General features: G+C 65.6%; 27 protein-coding genes. 12 read left to right on the forward strand and 15 right to left on the reverse strand.

Translation table 11 applies throughout. The annotated features are described in order from the left end of the window. Positions 1-3: 3 nt before the first annotated feature. Together C4E04_RS05030 and C4E04_RS05035 are read right to left on the reverse strand one after the other, a co-directional pair. Positions 4-930: a DUF58 domain-containing protein gene (locus C4E04_RS05030; protein ID WP_109595531.1), complete on the reverse strand. Its 927-nt coding sequence runs from the start codon at positions 928-930 to the stop codon at positions 4-6. A gap of 10 nt (positions 931-940) precedes the next feature. After that, complete coding sequence (locus C4E04_RS05035) at positions 941-1,957, reverse strand: MoxR family ATPase (protein ID WP_109595533.1); 1,017 nt, start codon at positions 1,955-1,957, stop codon at positions 941-943. 216 nt (positions 1,958-2,173) lie between these two features. Between C4E04_RS05035 and C4E04_RS05040 the strand changes: the two genes are divergently transcribed. From C4E04_RS05040 to C4E04_RS05055, 4 genes are read left to right on the forward strand one after another with little or no spacing between them, the layout of a single operon-like run. Next, positions 2,174-2,764 (forward strand): DUF1285 domain-containing protein, encoded by a 591-nt coding sequence (locus tag C4E04_RS05040; RefSeq protein WP_109595535.1) that lies wholly within the window; start codon positions 2,174-2,176, stop codon positions 2,762-2,764. A gap of 4 nt (positions 2,765-2,768) precedes the next feature. Then, positions 2,769-3,407 carry a CoA pyrophosphatase gene (locus tag C4E04_RS05045; protein WP_109595537.1) on the forward strand — a complete coding sequence of 213 codons (639 nt, stop codon included), beginning with the start codon at positions 2,769-2,771 and terminating at the stop codon, positions 3,405-3,407. Beyond that, positions 3,404-3,661, forward strand: coding sequence for a DUF6111 family protein (locus tag C4E04_RS05050; protein WP_109595539.1), 258 nt, complete (start codon positions 3,404-3,406; stop codon positions 3,659-3,661). Before C4E04_RS05045 ends, C4E04_RS05050 begins: the two co-directional genes overlap by 4 nt. Beyond that, entirely contained in the window at positions 3,658-4,896 is a 1,239-nt protein-coding gene (locus C4E04_RS05055) for a CCA tRNA nucleotidyltransferase (protein ID WP_109595541.1), read from the forward strand. Before C4E04_RS05050 ends, C4E04_RS05055 begins: the two co-directional genes overlap by 4 nt. A gap of 64 nt (positions 4,897-4,960) precedes the next feature. On the opposite strand, the gene hemF is transcribed toward C4E04_RS05055, so the two are convergent. Both hemF and C4E04_RS05065 read right to left on the reverse strand, forming a co-directional pair. Continuing rightward, positions 4,961-5,854: an oxygen-dependent coproporphyrinogen oxidase gene (hemF, locus tag C4E04_RS05060; RefSeq protein ID WP_109595543.1), complete on the reverse strand. Its 894-nt coding sequence runs from the start codon at positions 5,852-5,854 to the stop codon at positions 4,961-4,963. Further along, positions 5,851-6,354 (reverse strand): tRNA (cytidine(34)-2'-O)-methyltransferase, encoded by a 504-nt coding sequence (locus C4E04_RS05065; RefSeq protein WP_109600794.1) that lies wholly within the window; start codon positions 6,352-6,354, stop codon positions 5,851-5,853. Before C4E04_RS05065 ends, hemF begins: the two co-directional genes overlap by 4 nt. A gap of 175 nt (positions 6,355-6,529) precedes the next feature. Between C4E04_RS05065 and C4E04_RS05070 the strand changes: the two genes are divergently transcribed. The 5 genes from C4E04_RS05070 (at position 6,530) to C4E04_RS05090 (ending at position 12,329) form a co-directional block, all read left to right on the forward strand. After that, complete coding sequence (locus tag C4E04_RS05070) at positions 6,530-8,377, forward strand: ABC transporter ATP-binding protein (protein ID WP_109595545.1); 1,848 nt, start codon at positions 6,530-6,532, stop codon at positions 8,375-8,377. A gap of 200 nt (positions 8,378-8,577) precedes the next feature. Beyond that, positions 8,578-9,141: a ubiquinol-cytochrome c reductase iron-sulfur subunit gene (gene petA, locus C4E04_RS05075; RefSeq protein WP_109595547.1), complete on the forward strand. Its 564-nt coding sequence runs from the start codon at positions 8,578-8,580 to the stop codon at positions 9,139-9,141. Positions 9,142-9,176: 35 nt separating this feature from the next. Next, a complete protein-coding gene (locus tag C4E04_RS05080) occupies positions 9,177-10,454 on the forward strand; it encodes a cytochrome b N-terminal domain-containing protein (RefSeq protein ID WP_109595549.1) in 1,278 nt (425 codons plus the stop codon). A 22-nt stretch (positions 10,455-10,476) separates the two neighbouring features. Beyond that, positions 10,477-11,343, forward strand: a complete 867-nt coding sequence (locus tag C4E04_RS05085; protein WP_109595551.1) for a cytochrome c1 — start codon at positions 10,477-10,479, stop codon at positions 11,341-11,343. Positions 11,344-11,456: 113 nt separating this feature from the next. Next, positions 11,457-12,329 carry an S-methyl-5'-thioadenosine phosphorylase gene (locus C4E04_RS05090; protein ID WP_109595553.1) on the forward strand — a complete coding sequence of 291 codons (873 nt, stop codon included), beginning with the start codon at positions 11,457-11,459 and terminating at the stop codon, positions 12,327-12,329. Between the two features lie 109 nt (positions 12,330-12,438). On the opposite strand, the gene C4E04_RS05095 is transcribed toward C4E04_RS05090, so the two are convergent. After that, positions 12,439-12,630: a hypothetical protein gene (locus C4E04_RS05095; RefSeq protein ID WP_109595555.1), complete on the reverse strand. Its 192-nt coding sequence runs from the start codon at positions 12,628-12,630 to the stop codon at positions 12,439-12,441. A gap of 49 nt (positions 12,631-12,679) precedes the next feature. Here C4E04_RS05095 and C4E04_RS05100 point away from each other — a divergent pair, with 49 nt between their 5' ends. Beyond that, entirely contained in the window at positions 12,680-13,225 is a 546-nt protein-coding gene (locus C4E04_RS05100) for an adenine phosphoribosyltransferase (protein WP_109595557.1), read from the forward strand. A 462-nt stretch (positions 13,226-13,687) separates the two neighbouring features. On the opposite strand, the gene C4E04_RS05105 is transcribed toward C4E04_RS05100, so the two are convergent. The 7 genes from C4E04_RS05105 to C4E04_RS05130 all read right to left on the reverse strand — a co-directional run bounded on the left by C4E04_RS05105 (position 13,688) and on the right by C4E04_RS05130 (position 18,933). Beyond that, positions 13,688-14,698 (reverse strand): MaoC family dehydratase, encoded by a 1,011-nt coding sequence (locus C4E04_RS05105; protein ID WP_109595559.1) that lies wholly within the window; start codon positions 14,696-14,698, stop codon positions 13,688-13,690. Positions 14,699-14,749: 51 nt separating this feature from the next. Then, positions 14,750-15,418 carry a deoxyribonuclease V gene (gene nfi, locus C4E04_RS05110; protein WP_109595561.1) on the reverse strand — a complete coding sequence of 223 codons (669 nt, stop codon included), beginning with the start codon at positions 15,416-15,418 and terminating at the stop codon, positions 14,750-14,752. Between the two features lie 86 nt (positions 15,419-15,504). After that, complete coding sequence (locus tag C4E04_RS20800) at positions 15,505-15,681, reverse strand: hypothetical protein (protein WP_162559287.1); 177 nt, start codon at positions 15,679-15,681, stop codon at positions 15,505-15,507. A 71-nt stretch (positions 15,682-15,752) separates the two neighbouring features. Beyond that, positions 15,753-16,850: a redox-regulated ATPase YchF gene (gene ychF / locus C4E04_RS05115; RefSeq protein ID WP_109595563.1), complete on the reverse strand. Its 1,098-nt coding sequence runs from the start codon at positions 16,848-16,850 to the stop codon at positions 15,753-15,755. A gap of 27 nt (positions 16,851-16,877) precedes the next feature. Then, entirely contained in the window at positions 16,878-17,510 is a 633-nt protein-coding gene (gene pth / locus C4E04_RS05120; RefSeq protein ID WP_109595565.1) for an aminoacyl-tRNA hydrolase, read from the reverse strand. 91 nt (positions 17,511-17,601) lie between these two features. Continuing rightward, the gene (locus C4E04_RS05125) at positions 17,602-18,219 is read right to left on the reverse strand and encodes a 50S ribosomal protein L25/general stress protein Ctc (RefSeq protein WP_109595568.1); all 618 of its coding nucleotides are present in this window, start codon (positions 18,217-18,219) and stop codon (positions 17,602-17,604) included. Between the two features lie 174 nt (positions 18,220-18,393). Next, positions 18,394-18,933: a MarR family winged helix-turn-helix transcriptional regulator gene (locus tag C4E04_RS05130; RefSeq protein ID WP_109595570.1), complete on the reverse strand. Its 540-nt coding sequence runs from the start codon at positions 18,931-18,933 to the stop codon at positions 18,394-18,396. A 121-nt stretch (positions 18,934-19,054) separates the two neighbouring features. Between C4E04_RS05130 and C4E04_RS05135 the strand changes: the two genes are divergently transcribed. Next, entirely contained in the window at positions 19,055-19,963 is a 909-nt protein-coding gene (locus C4E04_RS05135; protein WP_109595572.1) for a DMT family transporter, read from the forward strand. A gap of 58 nt (positions 19,964-20,021) precedes the next feature. Here the strand turns inward: C4E04_RS05135 and C4E04_RS05140 are convergent, their stop codons facing one another. From C4E04_RS05140 to C4E04_RS05150, 3 genes are all read right to left on the reverse strand, one after another. Then, the gene (locus C4E04_RS05140; protein WP_109595574.1) at positions 20,022-20,954 is read right to left on the reverse strand and encodes a ribose-phosphate pyrophosphokinase; all 933 of its coding nucleotides are present in this window, start codon (positions 20,952-20,954) and stop codon (positions 20,022-20,024) included. 152 nt (positions 20,955-21,106) lie between these two features. After that, the gene (locus C4E04_RS05145) at positions 21,107-21,616 is read right to left on the reverse strand and encodes a hypothetical protein (protein ID WP_162559288.1); all 510 of its coding nucleotides are present in this window, start codon (positions 21,614-21,616) and stop codon (positions 21,107-21,109) included. Between the two features lie 62 nt (positions 21,617-21,678). Beyond that, the gene (locus C4E04_RS05150; RefSeq protein ID WP_109595578.1) at positions 21,679-22,842 is read right to left on the reverse strand and encodes a benzoate/H(+) symporter BenE family transporter; all 1,164 of its coding nucleotides are present in this window, start codon (positions 22,840-22,842) and stop codon (positions 21,679-21,681) included. Positions 22,843-22,999: 157 nt separating this feature from the next. Here C4E04_RS05150 and C4E04_RS21610 point away from each other — a divergent pair, with 157 nt between their 5' ends. Then, on the forward strand, positions 23,000-24,655 hold the full coding sequence (locus tag C4E04_RS21610; RefSeq protein ID WP_305777682.1) for a calcium-binding protein: 1,656 nt from the start codon (positions 23,000-23,002) through the stop codon (positions 24,653-24,655). Positions 24,656-24,753: the final 98 nt, after the last annotated feature.

A 24,753-nucleotide genomic window follows, 5' to 3' on the forward strand; every position in this document is an offset into this window, starting at 1 on the left:
GGTCTAGCGCCGCCCGCCGCCGGCGCCGCGCGAAGCGGCCACGAGAGTGATGAGACGCAAGGCCGCCTCGCTCGCCGGGCGGTCGGTCCGGTGGACCGTGAATGTCCAGCCCCGGCGCCGCGCCAGATCCTCCAGGTTGCCTCGGTGCAGCTTCATGCGCTCCCGGTAGGCTTCGCCCCAGGAGGCGGCGTCGCCGATGCGTAAGGAAATCCCATCCTCGAGGTCGTGCAGGACAGCCTGCCCCTCGAACGGAAAGGTCTCCTCGACCGGGTCGGCGATCATCACCAGATGGCCGCGGCAGCCCCGGCTCGAAATGGCCTCGACGGCGGTCGCGATTTCGGCCGGAGGACTCAGGAAATCGCCGATCAGGATGGCTTCGTCCATGGTAGGGATCGGCGCCCGCGGCGGCAGGTCGTCATCCAGGGAGGAACGGTCCATCACCAGGGCCTCGGCCATGGCCTCGGCGATCCGAGCGGTCGCCCGGGGTGGCATGAGGCCGAGCAGGCCGGCCCGCTCGCCGCCTTCCACGAAGGCGTCGGCAAGCGCGAGGCCGAGCACGATCGCCCGCTCGGCCTTGGCGGCCCGCGCCAGGTCCGAGACAAAGGCCATGGAGGCGGAGCGGTCGATCCAGAACCAGATGTTCTGCGCGGCCTCCCATTCGCGCTCGCGCACGTAGAGCCGGTCGTCCCGGCCCGAGCGACGCCAGTCGATGCGCTGGGCCGCCTCGCCGGTCACGAAGGGGCGGAACTGCCAGAAGGTCTCGCCGATGCCGGCACGGCGGCGCCCGTGCATCCCGTGGGAGAGATTCGCCGCGACACGGCGGGCCTCCAGCACCAGGCGGGGCATCCGGTGCGCGAGATCGAGGGCCGCCTCGGTCTCGTGGCGGCCGGGAACGCGGGCGGTCTCGGGGAGAACCCGGACACGGGCCATGACGGGAATCCTAACCGGCCAGCCGCGCCGTCAGGCGGCCGATGACCCCCGTGACCGTCTCGCCGTCAGCGCGGGCCGCGAAGGTCAGGGCCATGCGGTGCTTCAGCACCGGCTCGGCCAGGGCCACTACGTCGGCGATCGACGGGGCGACGCGGCCCTCGATGAGGGCGCGGGCGCGCACGGCCAGCATCAGGGATTGGGAGGCGCGGGGGCCGGGCCCCCAGAGCAGCTTGTCGGTGATGCCCTCGATGGAATCGCTCCCGGGCCGCGCGGCGCGCACGAGGTCGAGGATCGCGTCGACGACGCTGTTGCCGACCGGCAGGCGGCGCACGAGGCGCTGCGCGTTCATCAGCGCTTCCGCGTCCATCACGGCGGCGGGCTTGCGCTCCTCAGCGCCGGTGGTCTCGATCAGGATGCGCCGTTCCGCATCCCGGTCCGGATAGCCCACGTCGATCTCCAGGAGGAAGCGGTCGAGCTGGGCCTCGGGGAGCGGATAGGTGCCCTCCTGCTCGATCGGGTTCTGGGTCGCGAGAACATGGAAGGGCTGGGGCAGGTCGTGACGCTCGCCGCCGACCGAGACGTGGTGCTCCTGCATGGCCTGGAGCAGGGCCGATTGGGTGCGGGGGCTGGCGCGGTTGATTTCGTCCGCCATGAGAAGCTGCGTGAAGACCGGTCCTTTCACGAAGCGGAACGAACGGCGCCGGTCGGCGCCCTCGTCGAGAATCTCGGAGCCCAGGATGTCGGACGGCATCAGGTCGGGGGTGAACTGCACACGCCGCGCATCGAGGCCCAGCACCGTTCCGAGGGTCTCGACGAGCTTGGTCTTCGCCAGGCCGGGGACGCCGACCAGGAGCCCGTGACCGCCCGCCAGGAGCGTGATCAAGGTCTGATCGACCACATCCTCCTGGCCGAAGATGACTGAATGGATCGCGTCCCGGGCCCGCGCCACGGTTTCGAGCGTCGCCTCAGCGCTACGGACGATGGCGTCATCGAGAATTGTGGGCGGTTGAGCGATGCTGACCGTCATGTGTCATCCTTCCACGCACTGGCGTCCGCCCCCGGCGACACTCTGCCTGTCTTGGGCATCGATAGGCAAGCGGGTCTTACGGGTCTATGCGCCGCAGTTGCATCTCCGGAACCGGAGACCTGGACGGCGCAGGCTGTAGCTCTATGCTGTAGGAATTAGCCATGGATCGCCGTTCGTCGATCCTCCAGAGTGCAAATTCTTGTTCACGCTTGTGTCATGACCGATTCTGCCCCGACATCCGGCAGCGCCCTGTCGCGGCTCGCGGCCGCGCTCGGCCCGGAAAAGAGCCGAAGAGGACCTCCGCCCGTGGAGCGCTGGAATCCCGCCTATTGCGGCGAGATCGACATGCGCATCGCGGCGGACGGAACCTGGCATTACATGGGAACGCCGATCAATCGACCGGCGCTCGTGCGCCTGTTCTCGACGGTGCTTCGCAAGGACCCGGAGCGCTACGTGCTCGTCACGCCCGTCGAGCGGGTGGGAATCACCGTCGAGGATGCGCCCTTTGTGGCGGTCGAGATGGCGGTGGAAGGGGAGGGTGAGGCGCGCCAGGTCGCGTTTCGCACGAATGTGGACGATCTCGTGCAGGTGGGGCCCGACCATCCGCTGCGCTTCGAAACGGATGCGCATGGCGGCGTGAAGCCCTCCGTGAAGGTGCGCGGCGATCTCTGGGCCCGGGTGACACGGGCTCTGACCTTCGACCTGATCGCCCTCGGCGAGGAACGCATGGTCGAGGGCGTGCGGCAATTCGGCGTTCCTGCGGGAGGCGTCTTCTTTCCCATCGCGCCCGCCGACGAGGCACAATAGTCCGATGCGGACAGCCCCCCTCGACACGCCGGATTTCCTGACCCTGGCGGCCCAGCGCCTGCGGCCGGAGCCACCTGCGCTCGGCGATGCCCTCGCCAATCCGCGGGGCGACCATTCCCTCGACGATGTTCCCCTGGTGCATCCCCTGACGCCGAAGGAAGCGGCCGTCCTCGTACCCGTCGTCATGCGGGAGGAGCCGACCCTTCTCTTCACCGAACGGGCCACGAGCCTGCGCCAGCATTCCGGCCAGATCGCCTTTCCGGGCGGGCGCGTCGACCCGACGGACGAATCCGTCCTGGCGGCGGCCTACCGGGAGGCGCAGGAGGAGATCGGCCTCGACAACCGGTTCATCAGCCCCCTCGGCTATCTCGACCCCTATCTGTCCACCACCAATTACCTGGTGATTCCCGTGGTCGCGCGGGTGGCTCCCTCCTACACGCTGGTCCTCAATCCTGATGAGGTGGCCGACACCTTCGAGGTCCCCTTAAGCTTCCTCATGGAGCCGGCCAATCACCAGCTCCATGCACGCGAGTGGCAGGGCATCCGGCGCAGGTACTATGCAATGCCCTATGAGGGACGCTACATCTGGGGCGTAACGGCGGGCATCCTCCGCAATCTTTACGAGAGGCTCTACATGCCATGACGCGGGCGATCATTCAGGAAGTGTTGCTGTTTCTCCTGCCCTTCGCCGCCTTCGCCATCTATCTCCTCATCGCCCGCCGCAATCCCCTGGCCTGGTCGTCCTGGAGCAAGCACGTGTCCTGGGTGGCCATCGCGGGCCTCGCCCTCGTGATCGTCTCGCTCATCCTCGGCGGCCTCCTGGCGGAGCGCCATAAGGAGGGCTACGTGCCCACGCATATGGAGAACGGGCGGGTCGTCCCGGGACAGTTCCGATGACATCGCCCCTGCGCCGGGAAACCCTCGAGGCGCTCCTGGAGCGGCCGCGCCTGCGTGCCCTCCTCGAGGCCATGAATCGGGACGGGGAGGAGACCCGCATCGTCGGCGGGGCCGTGCGCAACGCACTCTTCGGGCTTCCCGTGACGGAGGTCGACTGCGCCACCACGGCGCTCCCCGAGACCATCACGCGCCTCGCGCAGCAGGCCGGGTTCAAGCCCGTGCCTACGGGCATCGACCACGGCACGATCACGGTGGTCGTCAAGGGCGAGCCCTTCGAGGTCACGAGCCTGCGCGAGGACGTGGAGACGGACGGGCGCCGAGCGGTCGTGAGCTTCGGCCACGATTTCGAGGCCGATGCGAAACGGCGCGATTTCACCATCAACGCCCTGTCCTTCGGCCTTAACGGGCGCCTCTACGATTATGCGGGCGGCCTGGACGACCTCGCGGCGCGGCGGGTCCGGTTCATCGGGGATGCGCGGACCCGGATCCGCGAGGATTACCTGCGGATCCTGCGCTTCTTCCGGTTTACGGCGGAATACGCCGAGAACGGCCCGGACCCGGAGGGGCTCGCGGCCGCGGGCGCCGAGCGGGCCGGGCTCGCAATTCTGTCGCGGGAGCGGGTCCGGCACGAATTCCTGCGGCTCCTCATGGCCCGGCGCGCCATCGGCACGGTCGAAATCCTCGCGGAGCACGGCTTTCTGACCTGGATCCTGGACGGGGCCGCCGAGCTCGGCCGGTTCGACCGCGCGGTCGCGGCGGGCCGGGAGCCGATCGAGCGCCTCGCGGCCCTCGCGGTCTTCGTCGAGGAGGATGCGGAGCGCCTGCGCGAGAGGCTAAGGCTCTCCAACGAGGAGCACCGCCGGCTTGCGGCCTATGCGCGGCTCCTGTGCGAACTCAAGGGTGGGCCGCCTGTCCTCGATCCGGTGGCGATCCGCCGCCTCGCGGCCGCCCATGGGGTCGAGACGCTCTCGCTTGCCCTCGCGGCCCTGGCCGGAGAGCCCCGGCCGCGGGTCGATGCGCAGGCGTTGGCGGCCCTGGAGAGTTTCCGGAGCGGCGCCGAGCCGGTGCCGGTCTTTCCCCTGCGCGGCGCCGACCTCATGGCGCGCGGGATCCCCAAAGGCCCGCGCATCGGCGAGATGCTCGGCCGGGCGCGGGACCTGTGGTTCGCCGAAGGGTGCCCGGACGATCGGGCTTCCGCGGACGCCCTCCTCGAGAGGGTGCTGGAGGAGGGCTAAGGCATCGGACGCAAAAGTGGGAATAGGTTTTGCGTGAAAAGATGCTCGAAAATAGAAAAAGCCTTTACGGCCAGCGGACCGTCGGCGGCATCGACGAGAGGATAGACGCGATGTTGCCGCCGGTCTTGAGGCCGAAGATCGTCCCCCGGTCGTAGAGCAGGTTGAACTCCACATAGCGGCCCCGCCGCACCTGCTGCTCGATGCGGTCATCCTCCGTCCAGGGTGTGCCGACGTTGCGCCGCACGATCTCGGGATAGATGCGCAGGAAGGCCTCGCCCACGTCGCGCGTGAAGGCGAGGTCTCCGTCCGGGTCGCCGGTCCAGTGATAGTCGTAGAAGATCCCGCCGATGCCGCGGGGCTCCTTGCGGTGCTTGAGGAAGAAATACTCGTCGCACCAGGCCTTGTATTTCTCATAAGAGGCCGAGGGGTGCCGGTCGCAGGCGTCCTTCATGGCCGCGTGGAACGCGACCGTGTCCGGGTCCTCCTGGGTGCGGCGGCGGTCGAGCACGGGAGTCAGGTCCGCGCCGCCTCCGAACCAGGGCTTGGTGGTGACCACGAAGCGGGTGTTCATGTGCACGGTCGGCACGTGGGGGTTCCACGGATGGGCGATGAGCGAGATGCCCGACGCCCAGAACCGTGGATCCTGCTCCGAGCCCGGGATCTGGCCCCGGAATTCGGGCGCGAACTCGCCGTGCACAGTCGAGACATGGACGCCAACCTTCTCGAAGACCCGGCCCCGCATCATCGCCATGGTGCCGCCGCCACCGGGCTGGCCGCTATGATCCTTGCGTTCCCACGGCTTGCGCTCGAAGCGCCCAGGCGCGGAAGCCTCGGGGGGCAGGGGAGAGGTCACCTCGTCCTCGATGGCCTCGAAGGCGGCGCAGATGCGGTCGCGCAGGGCCGCGAACCAGACGGGGGCTTCCTCCTGCAGGCGGCGGACGTCGGCATTGTCGGTCATGATGGATCGGGCTCCGAAGAGGGTAGATGGGGAAAGGTCCCGGTCTGCCGCAGGGCCTCGCCGAGAATCATGGCGGCCGCCACGGCGACGTTGAGGGAGCGCAGGCCAGCCCGCATAGGGATGAGGACCCGCGCATCCGCAGCGTGATGGACCTCGTCCGGCACCCCGGCCGATTCCCGGCCGACCAGGACGATGTCGTCCGGCGCGTAGACGATGTCCGTATAGGGCACGGCCGCCTTCGTGGTGGCGAGGATCAGGCGCGGGCGGCCCGTTGGGGTCTTGCTTTCCTGCCTCCAGGTCTCGAAACTGTCCCAGGAGACGTGGCGCGTGATCGCGGCCCGCTCGAGATAGTCCATCCCGGAACGGCGCAGGTTCCGGTCGGACACGTCGAAACCCGCCGGCTCGATGATCTCGACAGGCACGCCCAGACAGGCGGCGAGGCGCAGCATGGTCCCGGTGTTCTGCGGAATGTCCGGCTGGTAGATGGCAAGGCGGGGCATGGACGGCACATCGGCCGAAGCGGGCGCCGCCGTCAAGTGAACGCTTTCAAGTGAACGCTTCTCCGCCTGCCGGGTTATCGCGGGCCGGGAAGCCGGAGCATCGGACGCAAAACCGGTTCCCGCTTTTGCGTGAAAAGATGCTGACAAACAGAAACCTGAAGCCTCGGGGATCGGAATGTTTCGGTGGTTTGAGAAGCGAATCGACCCGTTCGCGCCCTTCGACGAGAGCGAGACGCCTCCCGGCACGGTGGGCGCCTTCTCGTGGTACTACATCCGGCCGGTCCGGAACTGGCTGGTCGTCCTCTTCTTCGCGTCCCTGGTGGTGGGCCTGTTCGAGGCCTCTCTTTACGTCATTATGGGCTGGATCGTGGATATCCTCGCCCATTCGAGCCCCGACCGGCTCTGGGCGGACCACGGCACGTCCCTGATGCTGATAGGGGCCGCGATCCTGTTCGTGCGGCCCGTCCTGCATTTCCTGCACGAGGCCATCACGAATCAGCTGCTGGTGCCGCAGAGCACCAACATGATCCGCTGGCGCACCCACCTTTATACCTTGGGCCACGCCCTCGGTTACTTCCAGGCGGATTTCGCCGGCAGGCTCGCCAACCGCATCACCCAGGCCGGCTCGGCGATCCGCGAGATAGCCGTGACGGTGCTTGATACACTTCTTTATGTGGCGATCTTCGCGTTCACGGCCCTGGGACTCTTCACCAAGGTCAGCCCCTGGCTCGCCCTGCCGATGGGTCTGTGGATCGTCGGCTACCTGGTGTTGCTGCGCTATTTCGTGCCGCGCGCGAAGGCGCGCTCCCTGAAGGTGGCGGATACGCGCTCGGCCCTCGTGGGCCGGATCGTCGACAGCTACACCAATATCCTCACCGTCAAGCTCTTCGCCCGCGGCGCGGAGGAGCGCTCGGCCGTCCACCGCGCCCTTGCGGCCCATACGGAGGCGTTCCTCAACTCGTTCCGGCTCATCACGGGCGTGACAGGATGTCTCGCCATCATGAACAGCGCCCTGCTCGTGGCTACGGGGTGGCTCTCCATCGCCCTCTGGATGCGCGGGCTCATGTCGAGCGGCGAGGCCGCTACGGGTCTTGCCCTCGTCATGCGCATCCTGGCCATGTCCGGCTGGGTCATGCAGACCGTGCGAGGCGTCTTCGAGAATATCGGCGTCGTGCAGGAGAGCATGGACACAATCGCCCGGCCCCACGGCATCGTGGACGCCCCGCGGGCGAAGCGACTTGAGGTCACAGCCGGCGAGATCCGCTTCGATCACGTCTCGTTCCATTACGGCCGCGAGGACGGGGTGATCGAGGACCTGAACCTCACGATCCGCGCCGGCGAGAAGGTCGGCCTCGTGGGAACGAGCGGGGCCGGAAAGACCACCATCACGTCCCTGCTGCTGCGTCTCCACGACGTGGAGGAGGGGCGGATCCTCGTCGACGGGCAGGACATCGCCCATGTGTCCCAGGACAGCCTGAGGGCCGCGATCGCCATGGTGACCCAGGATACCTCCCTCCTGCACCGTTCGATCCGGGAGAACATCGCCTATGGGCGGCCGGGCGCGAAGGACAGCGAGATCGAGCAGGCGGCCCGCCTGGCCCACGCCCACGATTTCGTCCTCGACCTGGAGGACCACCGGGGCCGAAAGGGCTACGACGCCCATGTGGGCGAGCGGGGCGTGAAGCTCTCAGGCGGCCAGCGTCAGCGGGTCGCCATCGCGCGGGTGATCCTCAAGGATGCCCCCATCCTGGTGCTCGACGAGGCCACCTCGGCCCTGGATTCGGAGGTCGAGGCAGCGATCCAGGAGGCGCTGTCCACCCTCATGGAGGGCAAGACCGTGGTGGCCATCGCCCACCGGCTCTCCACCATCGCGGCCCTCGACCGGCTGATCGTTCTCGACCGGGGCCGTATCGTCGAGGAGGGGAGCCATGCGGAGCTCCTGCGGCGGAACGGGCTCTATGCCAGGCTCTGGCGGCGCCAGTCGGGCGGCTTCCTGGGAGCCGAGGAAACGGCCGCCATCTGAGCCCTGCGGATTGGAACAAGTCCAATCCGCCTATGGACAGGCGGGCTTGGCCGTGCCAAAGAGCCCTTCGCGCGGCGACGCCCAGTCGCATTGCGCGCGCGTTGGCGCGTATGCTTGTTCAAGCGGGCAGCGTGCCGGATGCTTGGATGGCCCAAGGCCCGCCAAGCCATCGCAGATGCGCGGTTCTCGTTTTTTGACGTATGCTGGAGAGCCAAGTGGCTGAGACCACCTCTACCGTCGTTGAGCCGACACGGCGCGATTTCCTCTTCATCGCCACTGGGGCGGCCGCAGCTGTCGGCGCCGCGACCGTAGTGTGGCCTTTCATTCAATCCATGACGCCCGACGCCGCGACGGTTGCCGCCGGTGCCCCGGTCGAGGTCGATCTGTCGCCCATCGCCGAGGGGCAGATCGTCAAGGTCTTCTGGCGCGGGAAGCTCATCTTCATCCGCAACCGCACCCCGGCCGAGATCAAGGCCGCCGAGGACGTCAACGTTGCGAGCCTCCGGGACCCGCAGCCCGACTCGGCCCGCGTCAAGCCGGGTCATGCCCAGTGGCTGATCGTCTACGGCAACTGCACCCATCTCGGCTGCGTGCCCCTGGGGCACCAGGGAGCCTACGAGGGCTGGTTCTGCCCCTGCCACGGCTCCGTTTTCGACACGTCCGGCCGCGTTCGCGGCGGTCCGGCCCCGATCAACCTGCCGATCCCGCCCTACACCTTCACGTCCGATACGAAGATCACGATCGGCCAGGAAGCCACGGCGTAACCCTTTTCGCGACGGCCATTTGATCAGGCGACACCATGAGCCAGCACCCAACGACCTACGTCCCCAAGAGCGCCTTCGGAAAGTGGTTTGAAAGCCGCTTGCCCATCGCGGGCCTCGTCCATTCCTCGTTCATCGCGTTCCCGGTTCCGCGGAACCTGAACTATTTCTGGACCTTCGGCGCCATCCTCGCCTTCATGCTCGTGTCGCAGATCGTGACCGGCGTGTTCCTGGCCATGTACTACACGCCGAACGCGGCGCTCGCCTTCCAGTCCGTCGAGCACATCATGCGCGACGTGAATTTCGGCTGGCTGATCCGCTACCTGCACGCCAACGGCGCCTCGATGTTCTTCGTGGCGGTGTACGTCCACATCTTCCGCGGCCTCTATTACGGATCCTACAAGGCTCCCCGCGAGATCCTTTGGATCCTCGGCGTGATCATCTACGGCCTGATGATGGCCACGGCCTTCATGGGCTACGTGCTTCCCTGGGGTCAGATGAGCTTCTGGGGCGCGACCGTCATCACCAACATCCTGGCCGCCATCCCGGTGGTCGGCGACACCATCCAGAGCCTGCTCTGGGGCGGCTACTCGGTCGGCAACCCGACCCTGAACCGCTTCTTCTCGATCCACTACCTGCTGCCGTTCATGATCGTCGGCGTGGTGATCCTCCACATCTGGGCACTGCACGTGCCGGGCCAGAACAACCCGACCGGCGTGCCGATCAAGTCCGGCAAGGACGCGGTGCCGTTCACGCCCTACGCGACGATCAAGGACATCTTCGCCACCGTCGTGTTCATGATCCTGTTCGCCTGGTTCGTGTTCTACATCCCGAACTACCTGGGCCATGCGGACAACTACGTCCCGGCGAACCCCTCGGTGACGCCCGCCCACATCGTGCCCGAATGGTACTTCCTGCCGTTCTACGCGATCCTGCGCGCGATTCCGGACAAGCTCGGCGGCGTCATCGCCATGTTCGCGGCCATCGCGGTCCTGGCCTTCCTGCCCTGGCTCGACACGTCCAAGGTCCGTTCGACGAACTACCGTCCCCTCTACAAGCAGTTCTTCTGGATCCTCGTGGCCGATACGCTGCTGCTCGGCTGGCTCGGTGCCAAGCCGCCGGAGGGCTGGTACGTCATCGTCTCGCAGATCGCGACGGCCTATTACTTCATCCACTTCCTCATCATCCTGCCGCTGCTCGGCTTCATCGAGCGTCCGCTCCCGCTGCCGAACTCGATCATCGACTCGGTGATGGGCGTGAAGGGTGGTGCGGGTCTTCCGACCGGCGCCAACGCCGAACCGCACTCCAAGGGCTGACGCGAGGGCTGGGGAAAATATTATGATGAAGCGTACTCTTGTCATCGCCGCAGCCCTTCTCGGCCTGTCGGCACCCGCTTTCGCTGCGGGCGAGACCCCGGTCCCGCCGCAGCTGAAGTGGAGCTTCAGCGGTCCGTTCGGAACCTTCGACCGGGCCCAGCTCCAGCGCGGCTTCAAAGTCTACCGGGAGGTCTGCTCCTCCTGCCACAGCCTCAGCTACATTGCGTTCCGCAACCTCGCGGAGCCCGGCGGGCCGCAATTCTCGGAAGCCCAGGTCAAGGCTCTGGCGGCCGAGTACAAGATCCAGGACGGCCCGAACGAGGCCGGCGACATGTTTGAGCGTCCCGGCCGCCCGGCCGACCGTTTCCCGTCGCCGTTCCCGAACGAGAACGCCGCCGCGTCGGCCAATGGCGGCAAGGCTCCGCCGGACCTGTCCCTGATGGCCAAGGCCCGCACCTATGAGCGCGGCTTCCCCTGGTTCGTCTTCGACATGTTCACCCAGTTCGCCGAGACGGGCCCGGACTACGTCCATGCGGTTCTGACCGGCTACGAGGAGCCCCCGGCCGGGTTCCAGGTGCCGGAAGGTGGTCACTACAACCACTATTTCCCGGGCCATGTCATCGCCATGCCCAACCCGCTGAGCGACGGGCAGGTGGAATACCCGAAGGATGCCAACGGCCAGCCCCAGGCGCCCGAGACAGTCGAGCAATATTCGCGCGACATCACGGCCTTCCTGATGTGGACCGCGGAGCCGACCCTGGAGGCGCGCAAGCGCATCGGCTTCCAGGCGATCCTCTTCCTCATCGTGCTGTCCGGCCTGCTCTACTTCACCAAGAAGAAGATCTGGGCCCGGGTCGGCCACAGCGATGTGACGACGAACCAGGCATAAGACACCGAAAAGGCCCCGCTCCGGGGCCTTTTTCTTTTGGATGACGCCCTGCCGGTGATGGCCTCGGCGGCTCGCCCGGTCCACCATCCGACCCTTCGGAGGAGGCGGACATCATGGTGAAGGCCGTGCTCGGCATCATCGGAGGGTCGGGGGTCTACGACCTGCCCGGACTCGAGGACCTGCGCGAGGAGGCGGTCGTGTCTCCCTGGGGCGAGCCTTCGGACGTCCTGCGGCGCGGCCGGATCGGCGCGACCGACGTGGTGTTCCTGCCCCGCCACGGGCGCGGCCACCGCCACTCGCCCTCGGACATCAATTACCGGGCCAATATCGATGCCCTGAAGCGCGCAGGCGTCACCGACCTCATCTCGGTCTCGGCCTGCGGGTCGTTCAAGGAGGAGCTTTTCCCAGGCTCCTTCGTGCTGGTCGATCAGTTCGTGGACCGGACCTTCCGGCGCGAAAGCTCTTTCTTCGGGCGCGGCTGCGTCGCCCATGTACCGATGGCGCATCCGGTCGGACCGCTGCTCCAGCGCCGGATCGCCGAGGCGGCCGCGCAGGAGGGCATCCTGGCAAGGCTCGGCGGCACCTATGTGTGCATCGAGGGGCCGCAATTCTCGACTTACGCGGAATCGCTCACCTACAAGGGCCTCGGATACGACGTCATCGGAATGACCGCCATGCCCGAGGCCAAGCTCGCCCGGGAGGCCGAGATTACCTATGCGACGATCGCCATGGTGACGGATTTCGACTGCTGGCATCCGGAGCACGACGATGTGGACGTGGCGGCCGTCGTGGCGGTCGCCCGGCAGAACGCCACGACCGTCGCCGGGCTGATCGCCCGGATCGCGCGGGACTTCCCGGCCGAGCACGAGCCATGCCCCATGCGCTCCGACCGGGCCCTCGACGGCGCCATCATGACGGCGCCGTCTGCCCGGGACCCGGCGCTCCTGAGGAAGCTCGACGCAGTCGCCGGCAGAGTGCTGGGGTAGGAATGGCGGCTCCAGCCTCGGACGTGACATCGAACTCACGTCATAGGCTAAGCTTTCATTTTGAGCATCTTTTCACGCAAAACCGGTTCCCACTTTTGCGTCCGATGCTCTAGGTCATCATTCCCCCCATCATGCCGATCCCGAAGACGAGCCTGAACAGCCAGCCGATCAGCGCGAGGATAAAGGCCACGATGAAGGTGGCGGGAATCGCCGCCAAGGCGGCCTTCACGAAGAACAGGACGAGACTTGCGAACGGAATGTCGATATCGCTCAGGATCGTTCGCTGAAACGGCTCGGGCATGGTAGGTCTCCTGTCATTCCGACCTCATCCACATGTGTCAGGCTCTCTCATGGACCAGCGCCTTTTGACGGATCTGAAAGCCGCCATCCGGTCGATCCCGGATTATCCGAAGCCGGGAATCGTCTTTCGCGACATCACGACCCTGCTCGGCGACGCGCGTGCCTTCCGCCGGGCCGTGGACGAACTCGTCCACCCGTTCGCGGGCGGGCGGGTCGACAAGGTGGCGGGAATCGAGGCGCGCGGCTTCATCCTGGGCGGCGCGGTCGCTCACCAGCTCTCGGCGGGCTTCGTGCCGATCCGCAAGAAGGGCAAGCTCCCGCACGAGACCGTGCGCATCGCCTATTCGCTGGAATACGGCGTGGACGAGATGGAGATCCACACGGACGCCATCGGCCAGAACGACCGGGTCATCATCGTGGACGACCTCATCGCCACCGGCGGCACGGCGGTGGCCGCCACCCAGCTCCTGCGCCAGATGGGTGCCAACATCGTGGCGGCCTGCTTCGTGATCGACCTGCCGGATCTCGGCGGCGCCCAAAAGCTCCGCGCCCTGGACGTCGAGGTCCGCAGCCTCGTGAGCTTCGAGGGACATTGAGCAGGCAGTTTATATGGCCGAAGACACTAAAGAGCCCAGCTTCTCTATCTTCGATCCGGATGGTTCGACCATCTATTAGGTTGCAAGTAACTTTATTGCATCCCTAATGATTGAGCACTCACAGACAGTGCCAACAAAGTTGGGGGATCTTATGAGAATTGTCTTCGCCATAGTTATTCTCGGCGCTCTGATCTCGAGCGCTCAAGCTCAATCGAAAGCAAGTTGCAAGATTATGGCGAGTGCAACGGCCAAAATGCTCAATGGAATCAGCCCAATGGTTCCCGCCATTGATGATTTGGAAGAGCATATACCTACAATGAGGAGTGCGGCTTCCGGAGAGGGAAAGAATGCGGTGGATCGGTTCGAGGATAGCCGACGTAAACTCAGCATTGCTTTGAAGGAATTCGTGAGTTCATCACGCGACCTCCATAATTCTTTTGAATCCTGCAGCTAGGCTGGCATTCAGCGCTCCGGCCGCCGCTCCCAGAACACCGCTCCGTCGAAGGAGAACACCTCCTCGCCGTGCTGGTTGATGCCCGAATTCCGGTGGAATGCGAGGCCCCAGCCGGGGCGCGATGCGGAGACGCGCTTGCCCGTCAGGGTCGAGCGGTAGGTGATCGTGTCGCCCGCATAGACCGGCTTGAGCCATTTCAGGTCGCTGAAGCCGGGGGAGGGGCCGAGGCGGGCCGGGCGCTCGCCGCGGTTGAGGGCGTCGGTCCGGATGCGATCGCGATGGGCCGCCATCAGCTTCATCCAGATCGCGGCCGTCTGCCAGCCGGAGGCGCACAGGTCCCCGAATAGGCTCGCCTTCGCGGCGACCGGGTCCACGTGGAATCGCTGCGGATCGTAGGCCTTGGCGAAGCGCACGATATCGTCGGCCGTATACGTGTAGGCGCCGAGCACGTCCGTCTGTCCGACCACGAGATCTTCGAGATAGGGATTGGCCGACATCGCCGGCCGCGTGTCGACCGGTTCGGGTGCCGTGCTGTCTGCCGGAACGCTGCGGCTGCCGTTCACTGCAAGCCCGGTTTCCCGAAGCCCGAACATGATCCAGTTCTTCTGGACCATCACGGCCTCGTCCGCCTGGTTGAGCACGTCGAACTGGAAGCGCACGAGCCCGATGGACGGCCTGCTCTTGGAGGCGCGGCTTTCGAGCACCGTCATGCGGGAGCGCAGGGTATCGCCCGGGCGGACGGGCTTGGCCCATTTCAATTCCTCGATCCCCGGGGAACCCATGGAGGTCGAATCGAGGATCACCTCGTCGGCCAGGAGCCGCATGTTGAGCGAGCAGGTGTGCCAGCCTGACGCGATGAGGGTCCCGACGAAACTGTCCCGGGCGGCGATCTCGTCCACATGGAAGGGCTGAGGATCGTATTCCCGCGCGAAGGCGACGATCTCGTCCTTGGAGATCGTGACGGGGCCCAGGGTCCGGACGGAGCCGGGCGTGAAGTCTTCGAAGGCGTAACGGGGCATCGGCTTTCGGGGCAGGAGAGGGCCCTGGCGGACCCTTCCCACGGCTTGTGATCACGGATTGAATTGTCCGGCCGCGTTGTGCGCCAGGCGGATCGGCTCCGGCAAGCGATATTTTGGCGAGCAGGCAAGGACGAGGGCCGCGGCGGTCTCGAGATCGGCCAGGTGGCCGGGCGAGATGAACATCGGGTTCTTGGCCGTGCGGGTCCGCAGCGCCACGCCGATGGTCTCGCCCCGGTCGATGAGCGGCGCAGCCGCGCCCTTTTCCTCGGCCAGGTCCTTGTAGCGCCCGCACAGGAGAGTCTTGCCGCAGCCGATGGTGGGACGCTCCAGCCACAGGCCCATATGGCTCGCAATGCCGATGCGGCGGGGATGGGCGATGCCCATGCCGTCGAAGAGGAATACGTCCGGCTCGCTCTTCAGCTTCTCGAAAGCCTCTTCGAGCACAGGCCCCTCCCGGAAACTCAGGAGGCCTGGGATATACGGGAAAGGCGTCGGGCGCTGGACCAGAACGGTCTCGACGGGCAGGAAGCCCGGATAGGTCATGACCACCACGGCCGCCTGGGACTGCTCGTTCTTGACGCTCACGTCGACCCCGGCGATGAGCCGGACCGAGTCGAGCGGGATCGGGCGGTTGGAGACCACCTCGGTCCTCAGCTCCTTCTGGAGGGCGACGGCCTGTGCGGGGGTGAGATTCCAGGGATGGCGGTGACGAAGGTGCATGCTCTCAGCATCGGATGATCTGAGGCTCAACGCGTCAAGGCCCGAAACGGTCCCGCTCGGGCGCTCATTCAGCCGGTGGTGCCGAGTCAGTGTCTGGGCCAGCGGACATCCTGACTGTGCCGGCCGGGAACCAGCGATACCAGGGCGCTGACGATGAAGCCGAAGGCCACGAGAAGGGCGACGATCAGCTCCGCCGAGCCTGGGCCCGGCGACACCACGGCGCCTCCGAGCGTATAGGCGATCTCTTCAAGGGAACCCTGCATGGCACTCCTCCACGCAGGGATAAACGCAGAGCGGGGCTGAACGGCCGAGGAAGCGGCCGTTCACGAATCCGTCAGTTTGCGAACCGGAAGTGCAGGACGTCTCCGTCCTGGACCGTGTATTCCTTGCCTTCCAGGCGCAGCTTGCCGGCATCGCGGGCACCGGATTCACCTTTGAGGGTCACGTAGTCAGGAAACGCAATGGTCTCGGCCCGGATGAAGCCCTTCTCGAAATCCGTGTGGATGACGCCGGCGGCCTGCGGGGCGCGGGTGCCTTTCGTGATTGTCCAGGCACGGGCCTCCTTCGGGCCGACCGTGAAATAGGTGATGAGGCCGAGAAGCTCGTAGCCTGCGCGGATCACCCGGTTCAGGCCGGGCTCGGCGAGGCCGATGGCGTCGAGATAATCCTTTTGCTCGTCCGCGGCGAGAACCGCGATTTCGCTCTCGATCTTGGCCGAGACGACGACCGCCTTGGCGCCTTCCTCCTTCGCACGCTCGAAGACCTTGGCCGAGAAGGCATTGCCCTGGTCGGCCGAGGCCTCTTCGACGTTGCAGACGTAGAGGACCGGCTTGGACGAGAGGAGGCCCAGCATCTCGAAGAGGCGCTCCTCCTCGACCTTCCGCTCCACCATGCGGGCAGGCTTGCCTTCCCGCAGCAGGACGAGGGCACGGTTGACGAGGTCCAGGGTCTCCTTGGCCTCCTTGTCGTTGCCCTTGGCCTTCTTCTCGAGAGCCGTGACGCGCTTCTCGAGGCTCTCGAGGTCGGCGAGCATCAGCTCGGTCTCGATGGTCTCGATATCGGCGATCGGGTCGATCTTGCCTTCCACGTGGGTGATGTCCGTATCCTCGAAGCAGCGCACCACATGGGCGATGGCGTCCACCTCACGGATATTGGCCAGGAACTGGTTGCCCAGGCCCTCGCCCTTGGAGGCGCCGCGCACCAGGCCGGCAATGTCCACGAAGGTGAGGCGGGTCGGGATGATCTGGGCCGAGCCGGCGATCCCCGCGAGCTTGTCGAGGCGGTCGTCGGGCACGGCCACGTCGCCCACGTTCGGCTCGATGGTACAGAACGGGTAGTTGGCCGCCTGCGCGGCCGCCGTCTGGGTCAGCGCGTTGAATAGGGTGGATTTGCCGACGTTCGGCAGGCCGACGATGCCCATCTTGAAGCCCATGGCCTCACTCCTTGCCTATGGCCGGCTTCAGCCGGCGTTGTTCTTGTCCTGGCCCGCCTTCTCGCCGGGCCGTTTCACGTCGATCCAGCCCTTCGCCTCCATGGCGAGGTGGATCCGGTTCTGAAAGCTCGCATCCTCGCCCTTGGCGAGGAGCGCCGCATTGTCCGCAATCGCCCGGGTCAGGTCCTCGACCCAGGACTCTTCGGCCTTGGAAAAATCCCCGAGCACCCACGGCTGCACCGCCGGCTTGTGGCCCGGATGCCCGATGCCGATCCGCACCCGGCGGTAATCGTTGCCGCAATGGGCCGTGATCGAGCGCAGGCCGTTATGCCCGGCATTGCCGCCGCCGACCTTCACTCTCAGCTTCGCCGGAGGCAGGTCGAGTTCGTCGTAGAAGACCGTGACGTCGGAGAGCGGGATCTTGAAGAAGCGCTGGGCCTCCGCCACAGCCCGGCCCGACTCGTTCATGTAGGTCTGCGGCTTGAGGATGAGGACACGCTCGCCGCCGATGACCGCCTCGGCGGTCTCGCCCTGGAACCGCTTGCGCCAGGGGCCTGACCCATGCGCGCGGGCAATCTCGTCCACGGCCATGAAGCCCACATTGTGGCGGTTGCGGGCGTAGCGGGATCCGGGATTGCCGAGGCCGACGAAGAGGTGCATCGCTGAAAAACACCCTCATAAGAAACGCCCCGGCCTTGCGGTCGGAGCGTCGAAGCCGTTCGATGGGCGTTCGCCGCCCGGCGAAGGAGGATTAGGCCTTGGGAGCCTCGCCCTCGGCCGCAGGAGCCGCTTCCTCTTCCTTCATGCCCGACGGGGCCACGACGGTCACGAGGGTGACGTTCTCGGTCGCGGTCGGCTTGGCGCCGTTCGGCAGCTTGATGTCCGACAGGTGGACCGAGGAGCCGATGTCCAGATCGGCGACCGAGGCCTCGATGAAGTCCGGGATCGCGTCGGACGGAACGAGGAGCTCCACCGAGTGCTCGACGATCTGGAGCGTGCCGCCGCGCTTCACGCCCGGGCACTTCTCCTGGCCGACCACGTGGACCGGAACCACGACCTTGAGGGCCTGGCCCTTCGAAAGGCGCAGGAAGTCCACATGGAGCGGGAAATCCTTGACCGGGTCGAGCTGGTAGTCGCGCGGAATGGCGCGGGTCTTCTTGCCGTCCACGTCGATCTCGAAGATCGTGGTGAGGAAGTGGCCGGCGAAGATCAGCTGCTTGGTCTGGTTGGCGTCGAGGGCGATCGCCTCGGCCGACTGGCCGGATCCGTAAATGACGGCGGGTACCTGGCCTTGGCGACGAACGGCCCGGGCGGCCCCCTTGCCGGCCCGGTCGCGCGCCACGGCCTTGATCTGCTTGATATCGCTCATGGTCGTGGTCCTTAAAAAGTGGGTTTAAAAACCGAAAGCCGCCAAGGGTGGTGTACCTTCTGGCGGCCGTCAGGTCGGCGCCCGTGCCTCCAAGGGTGTCGAGCGGGCGCGAGGCGGCTTATAGGGGATAGCGCCCTCGAATGCAAGAAAGAGGCGGGTTGCCTCGCCGTGCATTCAATCGGACGGAGCCGTGTCTGCCATCGTGAGGGCGAGCTTCCGCAGAAGCCGGGCAAGCTCGCTCTGCTCCTCCTCGGTGAGGCCAGAGAGCATGGCCGCCTCGATGGCCATATCCTCCTGAAAGGCGGCCTTTGCACGGCGGATCCCTTCCTCCGTCAGTTCCACCGGCAGGCTTCGCCCATCGCCCTCGGCCGCCGGCCGCCGGATCAGGCCGGCCTTCGCAAGACGGTTTAGGCGGTCCGTCAGGCCGCCGGACGAGATCATCAGGGAGCGGAACAGCTCCGTGGGGCGCAGCCGATAGGGTGGGCCCGAGCGCAGCAGGGTGAAGAGAACATCCGCTTCCCCGCTATCCAGCCCATGTGCCTTGAAGATCGCCTCGATGGGCGGCCGGGCCGCCAGCGTGATCCGGCGTGCCCGGCCCAGGATCGCCATGCCGCGCGTATCCACATCCGGCAATTCCGCCTTCCATTGATCGCGGCGCTCATCGATTCCGTCCCCGTCAGGCGGCGCTGCGTCCGGATCGAGATATCTTGACATCGAGATAATTCTCCTGATTATCTTGATCTCAAGATAAATGACGCGGGAGCCGATGCAAGGCTCTCAGCCCTTCTGGAACGCATTGCGGCTCCGCTAGAAGCTGCTCGCCTGAGGCCCTCACATGGATTCGACCCTTACGTCACGCACGTCCATTGCCCTGGCCTCGCCCATCCTTCTCCTGGGCCTGTGCGGATTTCTCTTCGCCAGCCGGATTATGATGTCGAAGACGGCGCTTTCTGCGGGCCTTCAGCCATTCCAGCTCGGCGTCTTCGCCAATTGGGGCGCAGGTCTGTGCCTGCTGCCCGTGCTCGCCTCGACCCGGCAGAGGATCCCGATGGCGCCGGAGCATCTGGTTCTTTATGCCGTGCTCGGGATCGTCAGCTTCGCGGTTCCGACGACCCTGTCATACTTCGTCGTCGAGCGGGTAGGGCCCGCCTATACGTCGATCGTCTATTGCCTGTCGCCCCTGCTGACCATGACCTTCGCGGCCGTCATCGGCATGGAGCGCATGTTCCTGCGCCGTTTCATCGGGATCACGTTCGGCTTCCTGGGAATGGTCGCGCTCATCCAGCAGCAGATCCTGCAGATCGACATCGATCAACCCATCTGGGTGGCGGTCGGCCTGGTGATCCCGGTCTGCGCGGCGAGCGGCAACATCATTCGCTCGGCCTGGTGGCCGAAGGGGACTTCGGCGCTTGCCTTCTCGTGTGGTGCGTCGCTCAGCTCGGGCCTGATGGTGGCGCTGATGGCGCCGGTCTTCGAGACGCCTTCGGACTGGCACTTCGCCGAGCCCGGCATTCTTTCGGGGATCCTGGTCCTGAGCGCGGTCTCCGCCCTGTCCCAGGTGATGAACTACCGGCTCCAGCAGATCGCCGGACCGGTGGTGTTCAGCCAGATCGGCTATTGGGGAACGGGTTTCGGGGTGGTGCTCGCCGCCATCCTGTTCGGAGACGTGCTGACGACCCTGTCCTTCGCAGGGCTGGCCTGCATCATCGGCGGCGGCATGCTGGCCAACCGCAAGAGGACCTGACGCGCGTCGCGTCGGGGGCAAGCGGTCACGACCCATCGGGCATGACCGCCTCTTCGTATCAGTCGAACAGGCTCGACACCGAGCTCTCGGTCGCGGTGCGGCCGATGGCTTCGCCCATGAGCGGCGCGATCGGCACGACGCGGATGTTGTGCGCCACCTTCACGGCCTCGGTCGGCATGATCGAGTCGGTGATGACCAGTTCCTTGAGCTTGGAATTGGTGATGCGCGAGACCGCGCCGCCGGAGAGCACCCCGTGGGTGATGTAGGCGTAGACGTCCTTGGCGCCGTTCGCCAGGAGGGCGTCGGCCGCATTCACGAGGGTGCCGCCGGAATCGACGATGTCGTCGAGCAGGATGCAGGACCGGCCGCTCACGTCGCCGATGATGTTCATGACCTCCGACTCGCCCGGCCGTTCGCGGCGCTTGTCCACGATGGCGAGGGGGGCGTCGATGCGCTTGGCGAGCGCCCGGGCGCGCACCACGCCGCCGACGTCCGGCGAGACCACCATGCGGTCGCCGCCGTTCATCCGCTCCTTGATGTCGCGCGCCATGATGGGCGCCGCAAAGAGGTTATCGGTCGGAATGTCGAAGAAGCCCTGGATCTGCCCCGCATGGAGGTCGAGGGTCAGGACGCGGTCGGCGCCCGCATGGGTGATGAGGTTCGAGACGAGCTTGGCCGAGATCGGCGTGCGCGGACCGGGCTTCCGGTCCTGGCGGGCATAGCCGAAATAGGGGATCACGGCCGTGATGCGGCGCGCCGAGGAGCGGCGCAGGGCATCGATGATGATGAGCAGCTCCATCAGGTGGTCGTTCGCCGGGAACGACGTCGACTGGATCACGAACACGTCTTCGCCGCGCACGTTTTCCTGGATTTCGACGAACACTTCCATGTCGGCGAAACGCTTCACCTGGCATTTGGCGAGCGGAACGTTGAGATAGGCGGAGATGGCCTCTGCCAGCGGATGGTTGGAATTTCCCGCGACGAGCTTCATGAACGCTTCTTTGGCTCTAAGTGTGACCCGAGGAGCCTTCCGCGTGACGTTGTTGCCCTTGTGCGGCAAGGCGCTTGGGTCTTAGCAGCGATAGGAAACCGTCACAATACGCAAAGCCGCCGATCGGCGTTTTTCTGCCCGGACCGGGCCGGTCACTGTGCCGCAACCTCCCCGTCGAGCTCCGCCTCGGCGGTCCGGATCGGGGTGGAATCGCGCGCGGCGCTCAAGAAGCCGGCGATCTCGTCCATGCTGGCATTGGCGAGCTTGGCGAGGGTTTCCTTGTCGAGGGCCGAGATCGACGCGGTGGTCCGGGCCGGGCTGGTCCCGGTCAGACGCTTGGCGCGCCGCTTCTCCGAATCGAACACGTCCCACACATAAGCGACCTTGGTCTCGCCGTTGACGGTCTCGGTGGAGAGATAGCCGCGGACCCGGTAGCGCGCCTGGGCCGAGGATCCGACCAGCTCGACCTTGCGGTCGGCGGCCGCGCTCGTCAGCTCGTCGATGAGGGCCGTGCGGACCGGCTGCGGTGCACCGTCGATGCTCTCGAGCGCGATGGGAACGCCCTCCGGCGATCCGCTCGAGAAAGAATCGGTCTGGCAGGCGCCGAGCAGGACGGCAATCGCCAGGACGGCCATGGATCCGGCCCCCTTCATCCCCAGCATGAACACTCCCGTTCTCCGTTTCGGTAACGAAGTTTTAAGCTTAACGGGACGCCGCGTCCAGATCAGCGGCTTTTGCGCAGGCGAAGGGCAGTTTCGTCGAGCGCAAGCGCAATGAGCCCTGCCGCCAGGCCCCAGAAGGCCGAGCCGATCCCGTAGAGGGACAGGCCCGAGGCGGTGACCGCCAGGGTCAGCACGGCCGGAAAGCGCTTGAACTCGTCCGAGAGGGCCGAGCTCAGGGCGCCCGTGAAGGCGCCGATCAGCGCGAGGCCCGCCACGGTCTTGATCAGCTCCGGCGGCAGGGCCGCGATGAGCGCGATGAGGCCCCCGCTGAAGATCGCGAAGAGCAGGTACGAGAGGGCATAGAAGGGGCCCACGAGCCAGCGCTTGTCTGGGTCGGGATGGGTGTCCGGGCCCGTGCAGATCGCCGCCGAGATGGCCGCGAGATTGCTCGTATGGGCGCCGAACAGGGCCGTGACCACGGACGCGAGCCCCGTCACAGCCAGGATCGGGCGGGAGGGCGGCGCGGCGTAGCCGGAGGCCTTCAGGACCGCGAAGCCGGGCAGGTTCTGGGACGCCATGGTCACGAGGAAGAGCGGCAGACCGAGGCCGATCAGGATTGTGGGCTCGAAGGCCGGAGTGATGAAGGTCAGGGCGGACAGGTCGAGCCCGGAGGCGGGGAGGTGGGCCGAGCCGTTTCCGAAGGCGAGGCCGAGACCGACGAACAGCACCGCGAGGACTGCCAGGGCGGGGTTGAAGAGCCGGACCAGGAGAAAGACGGCCACGAGGGGCAGGACGAGCCCCGGCGCGCCCTGCGCGCTCTCGAACACCGCCATGACGAAGCGGATCAGCACGCCCGCCAGCATCGCGGCCGCAATGGCGGTCGGGATCCGCTCGATCAGGCGGCCGAAGGGCCGGAAGGCTGCAGCCAGGACGATGAGTGCCCCGGCCATCAGAAAGGCGCCCACGGCGGCATGAACCGAGACCCCGCTCGAGGCCGCGATCAGGGCCGCCCCCGGCGTCGACCAAGCGGTGATGATCGGCATCCGGTAGCGGACGCTTAAGTATCCGGTGGTCGCCGCCATGCTGAGGCACAGGGCCGCGACCCACGAGGTGGTCTGCGCCGCATCGGCCCCGACCGCGGCGGCGGCCGCGATGATGATCGCGATGGTGCTGCCGAACCCGACGAGGGCGGCGATCACGGCGGAGGACAGAATGGACAGGCGCATCTGGGACGCCCCCCCTGTTCGGAGCGTAGCCATTTAACCCGGTAGCGGGGGGCGGTCTATGTCAAGTATCCGCGAAAGATACCAAGCGAAGCGATAAGTGGACTTCTATCAATTCGATATATAAGGAAATAACATATCTAAAAGGAGTTTAAACAACATGGCTTTGACCCCTACTGGGACCGCATGGCAGATAAACACGACCGGATTTGCCCCCTTTGAAGTCCTCTCCAACGGAAATGTCGTTGTCCTCGAAGTCAGGCCCGGCGCGTCGGGTTCCCAGGACTATATGGGCCAAATCTACTCTCCTGCCGGTGCGGCAATCGGTCAGAGCTTTCTCGTCAAGTCCTTTGGCGTGGGAGATATTAATGCCCGTGGGATAGATGCTCTGCCCGATGGTCGCTTCGCAGTTGGTTGGGTATACGAACCTGACGGATACTCCGGCCCTTCCTACTTGGAAGTGGGGATATTCAATGCCGACGGATCAGTTTTCAAAGCTCCCATTCAGGTTGGCTCGACCAATGCAAATTACCCAGAGGCTGCGACCCTAGCCGATGGCAGCTATGTGGTGAGCTATCAAGATGGGGGCACCAAAACCGTTACCTTCGACCACAACGGTAATCCGGGCCCAATCGTTAGCGTTTCAGCCTGGAACGACAATTGGCTTACCGGGTTGCGGGGCGGAGGCTATGTCACGGTGGTCGAGGAGGGTTCCGCATCCGGACCAGGGTCTGCCATCAAGGCCTATCTGCGCCAGCCCAATGACACGGTGACCGAGACTCTCATTACGACACTGCCAGACAATCCAGCTCCTGGACTGGTAGGTCATGTGCCTTCCGGAGCATTGGTTGTTTGTCTCGCGAACGGCAATCTCGTTGTTGCATGGGATGTGACATATGCAAGCGGGGCGAAGGCCACCAAGGGACAACTTGTCAGCCCGAGTGGAGCGCTCATAGGGGGGGAGATGACCCTCCTTCAGGATCCAGATGGTTCTACCTATAGAGGCAACATCGAGGCATTGCCTGATGGTGGCTTCTTGCTTACCACAGAGGATATTGACGGAGGTATTTTCACAGGTCCTGAAAATACGGATGCCTATATCAGCACCTATTCGGCGACAGGCTCTCTCGTCACGGCTCCAATCCTCGCACATCAGCGCACAGAGGGCCAGCAGTACGGTCTAAGTGTGGAGGTCCTGAAAGACGGCAGCTTATTGGCAAGTTGGTTGAGTCGTGTAGGCGGCAAGTACACGACTCACTTCCAAGTCTTCAGCACCGGCTCTGTGGCGCCTCCGGACACCGATCCAGCGCCTCCATCCGCCGATCCAGGTAACCCATCTGTCGATCCAGTAGAGCCATCCGGCGTCACGCGGACCGGCACCAAGGGCAAGAATGTGCTCGTCGGCGGCGCGGGCAATGACAAGTTCTATGGCGGCTACGGCAACGACAAGCTCACCGGCCTGGGCGGCGCGGACGTGTTCGTGTTCAATACCAAGCTTGGCACGGCCAAGACCGACCGTAAGGTGAATTTCGACACCATCACCGACTTCAAGCCGCGTGAGGACAAGATCTGGCTCGACAACAAGATCTTCACCAAGCTCGGCAAGAAGGGCACGGAAGCCTCGCCGGCGAAATTGAACAAGAAGTTCTTCAAGTTCGGCACCAAGGCCGGGGACAAGGACGACTATGTGATCTACGACAAGAAGACCGGTATCCTCTCCTATGATGCGGACGGCTCAGGTGCGAAGGCGGCGATCGAGATCGCCAAGCTCGCCAAGAACCTCAAGCTCACCTACCACGATTTCGCGATCGTCTGACGTCCCGATGCTTCTATCCTAAGACCTGGTCTCTTCGGTCATGGCCGGCCTTGTGCCGGCCATCTCGATTGGAAAAGCGCAGCGTCCATTCTGTCGGG

This window comes from Microvirga sp. 17 mud 1-3 (assembly GCF_003151255.1).
Classification (GTDB): Bacteria; Pseudomonadota; Alphaproteobacteria; order Rhizobiales; family Beijerinckiaceae; genus Microvirga.

What these genes read in the sequence shown, in the direction of transcription:
- C4E04_RS05030 (WP_109595531.1), bottom strand. Translation starts at nt 930, where the DNA reads ATGGCCCGTGTCCGGGTTCTCCCCGAGACCGCCCGCGTTCCCGGCCGC.
- C4E04_RS05035 (WP_109595533.1), bottom strand. Translation starts at nt 1,957, where the DNA reads ATGACGGTCAGCATCGCTCAACCGCCCACAATTCTCGATGACGCCATC.
- C4E04_RS05040 (WP_109595535.1), top strand. Translation starts at nt 2,174, where the DNA reads ATGACCGATTCTGCCCCGACATCCGGCAGCGCCCTGTCGCGGCTCGCG.
- C4E04_RS05045 (WP_109595537.1), top strand. Translation starts at nt 2,769, where the DNA reads ATGCGGACAGCCCCCCTCGACACGCCGGATTTCCTGACCCTGGCGGCC.
- C4E04_RS05050 (WP_109595539.1), top strand. Translation starts at nt 3,404, where the DNA reads ATGACGCGGGCGATCATTCAGGAAGTGTTGCTGTTTCTCCTGCCCTTC.
- C4E04_RS05055 (WP_109595541.1), top strand. Translation starts at nt 3,658, where the DNA reads ATGACATCGCCCCTGCGCCGGGAAACCCTCGAGGCGCTCCTGGAGCGG.
- hemF (WP_109595543.1), bottom strand. Translation starts at nt 5,854, where the DNA reads ATGACCGACAATGCCGACGTCCGCCGCCTGCAGGAGGAAGCCCCCGTC.
- C4E04_RS05065 (WP_109600794.1), bottom strand. Translation starts at nt 6,354, where the DNA reads ATGCCCCGCCTTGCCATCTACCAGCCGGACATTCCGCAGAACACCGGG.
- C4E04_RS05070 (WP_109595545.1), top strand. Translation starts at nt 6,530, where the DNA reads ATGTTTCGGTGGTTTGAGAAGCGAATCGACCCGTTCGCGCCCTTCGAC.
- petA (WP_109595547.1), top strand. Translation starts at nt 8,578, where the DNA reads ATGCTGGAGAGCCAAGTGGCTGAGACCACCTCTACCGTCGTTGAGCCG.
- C4E04_RS05080 (WP_109595549.1), top strand. Translation starts at nt 9,177, where the DNA reads ATGAGCCAGCACCCAACGACCTACGTCCCCAAGAGCGCCTTCGGAAAG.
- C4E04_RS05085 (WP_109595551.1), top strand. Translation starts at nt 10,477, where the DNA reads ATGATGAAGCGTACTCTTGTCATCGCCGCAGCCCTTCTCGGCCTGTCG.
- C4E04_RS05090 (WP_109595553.1), top strand. Translation starts at nt 11,457, where the DNA reads ATGGTGAAGGCCGTGCTCGGCATCATCGGAGGGTCGGGGGTCTACGAC.
- C4E04_RS05095 (WP_109595555.1), bottom strand. Translation starts at nt 12,630, where the DNA reads ATGCCCGAGCCGTTTCAGCGAACGATCCTGAGCGATATCGACATTCCG.
- C4E04_RS05100 (WP_109595557.1), top strand. Translation starts at nt 12,680, where the DNA reads ATGGACCAGCGCCTTTTGACGGATCTGAAAGCCGCCATCCGGTCGATC.
- C4E04_RS05105 (WP_109595559.1), bottom strand. Translation starts at nt 14,698, where the DNA reads ATGCCCCGTTACGCCTTCGAAGACTTCACGCCCGGCTCCGTCCGGACC.
- nfi (WP_109595561.1), bottom strand. Translation starts at nt 15,418, where the DNA reads ATGCACCTTCGTCACCGCCATCCCTGGAATCTCACCCCCGCACAGGCC.
- C4E04_RS20800 (WP_162559287.1), bottom strand. Translation starts at nt 15,681, where the DNA reads ATGCAGGGTTCCCTTGAAGAGATCGCCTATACGCTCGGAGGCGCCGTG.
- ychF (WP_109595563.1), bottom strand. Translation starts at nt 16,850, where the DNA reads ATGGGCTTCAAGATGGGCATCGTCGGCCTGCCGAACGTCGGCAAATCC.
- pth (WP_109595565.1), bottom strand. Translation starts at nt 17,510, where the DNA reads ATGCACCTCTTCGTCGGCCTCGGCAATCCCGGATCCCGCTACGCCCGC.
- C4E04_RS05125 (WP_109595568.1), bottom strand. Translation starts at nt 18,219, where the DNA reads ATGAGCGATATCAAGCAGATCAAGGCCGTGGCGCGCGACCGGGCCGGC.
- C4E04_RS05130 (WP_109595570.1), bottom strand. Translation starts at nt 18,933, where the DNA reads ATGTCAAGATATCTCGATCCGGACGCAGCGCCGCCTGACGGGGACGGA.
- C4E04_RS05135 (WP_109595572.1), top strand. Translation starts at nt 19,055, where the DNA reads ATGGATTCGACCCTTACGTCACGCACGTCCATTGCCCTGGCCTCGCCC.
- C4E04_RS05140 (WP_109595574.1), bottom strand. Translation starts at nt 20,954, where the DNA reads ATGAAGCTCGTCGCGGGAAATTCCAACCATCCGCTGGCAGAGGCCATC.
- C4E04_RS05145 (WP_162559288.1), bottom strand. Translation starts at nt 21,616, where the DNA reads ATGCTGGGGATGAAGGGGGCCGGATCCATGGCCGTCCTGGCGATTGCC.
- C4E04_RS05150 (WP_109595578.1), bottom strand. Translation starts at nt 22,842, where the DNA reads ATGCGCCTGTCCATTCTGTCCTCCGCCGTGATCGCCGCCCTCGTCGGG.
- C4E04_RS21610 (WP_305777682.1), top strand. Translation starts at nt 23,000, where the DNA reads ATGGCTTTGACCCCTACTGGGACCGCATGGCAGATAAACACGACCGGA.